Raw genomic sequence first — 1,339 nt, forward strand, 5'->3', positions numbered from 1 at the left:
TTACCGAAATTTTGGGTTAAAGCCCCGTCCTTTTAGGACGGCTTTTTAAACTATATCTTGTTAACTTAACTTTTATTGTGCTATACTGATTTTGTCTAAGTCCCCCCTGCGTAAAATGTTTGTCTTAGAGTTTAAAGTTAAAGCTAAAACTCAACAGTATCAAGCCATAGACGATGCTATTCGTACTGCTCAATTCATCCGTCACAAATGTGTAAGGTTATGGATGGATACAAAAGGTACGGGTAAGAACGATTTATACCGATATTCTAAAGAATTAGCTCAGGACTTTAAATTTGCCGATGAACTTAATTCAACTGCTAGACAGGCAAGTGCTGAACGTGCTTGGAGTTCAATTAGTCGTTTTTACGACAACTGTAAACGTAAAGTATCAGGCAAAAAGGGGTATCCTCAATTTAAAAAATCTCGCTCTGTTGAATACAAACAATCAGGATGGAAGCTTCTTAGCCCTAAAACTGTTAAGTTCACTGACAAGAAAAACATTGGTGTTCTTAAGTTGGTAGGAACTTGGGATTTAGGGTACTTTCAAGAATCCGATATTAAACGGGTTAGGTTGATTCGGAGAGCGGACGGTTATTATTGTCAATTTGTCCTTTCTTGTGACGTTAAAGAAGATGTTAAACCATCAGGTAAGTGTATTGGCTTAGATGTAGGTTTGGCTTCTTTCTATACAGATCACAATGGCGACAAGGTTGATAATCCTCAATTCTTGAGAAAGTCTGAGAAACGATTAAAACGACTTCAAAGGCGATTATCTAAAAAGAAAAAGGGAAGTAAAAATCGTCAAAAAGCTAGACAAAGATTAGCTAAAGCTCACCTTAAAGTAAGTAGGCAACGTAAAGACTTTGCTGTGAAATTAGCAAGGTGCGTAGTTCACTCTAGCGATGTGATAGCCTACGAGGATTTAAGAGTTAAGAACTTAGTCAAGAATCATTGTCTAGCTAAATCGATAAATGATGCGGCCTGGTATCAGTTTCGGGAATGGATAGAGTATTTTGGGGTTAAATTCGGCAAGATAACGATTGCTGTCTCACCGAATTATACAAGCCAAAACTGTTCAAACTGTGGTGAAACTGTCAAAAAATCTTTATCGACTAGAACCCATCAGTGCAAATGTGGATGTGTTTTGGATAGGGATGAAAACGCCGCAATCAACATCCTTAAAAGGGGACTAAGTACGGTAGGGCATACCGGAACCTTTGGGCTCGATCCAATAAACGCTTGGGGAGAGAATACCTCTACTTTTTCAGAAGCAATTCTGTCTAAGCAAGTAATCTCTGTGAACCAAGAATCCCCGTCTCTTTAGAGCGGGGAGTGTCAA

At 38.7% G+C, this 1,339-nt stretch carries 1 protein-coding gene; it reads left to right on the forward strand.

The features are described from left to right. Positions 1-115 precede the first annotated feature (115 nt). The gene (locus O9334_RS01560) at positions 116-1,324 is read left to right on the forward strand and encodes an RNA-guided endonuclease InsQ/TnpB family protein (protein ID WP_287998789.1); all 1,209 of its coding nucleotides are present in this window, start codon (positions 116-118) and stop codon (positions 1,322-1,324) included. The last annotated feature ends 15 nt before the right edge of the window (positions 1,325-1,339 follow it).

It is taken from the genome of Microcystis sp. LE19-8.1F (genome assembly GCF_027531715.1).
Taxonomy (GTDB): domain Bacteria; phylum Cyanobacteriota; class Cyanobacteriia; order Cyanobacteriales; family Microcystaceae; genus Microcystis; species Microcystis wesenbergii_A.

Coding starts and splice junctions, on each gene's coding strand:
- O9334_RS01560 (WP_287998789.1), top strand. CDS start 116: ATGTTTGTCTTAGAGTTTAAAGTTAAAGCTAAAACTCAACAGTATCAA.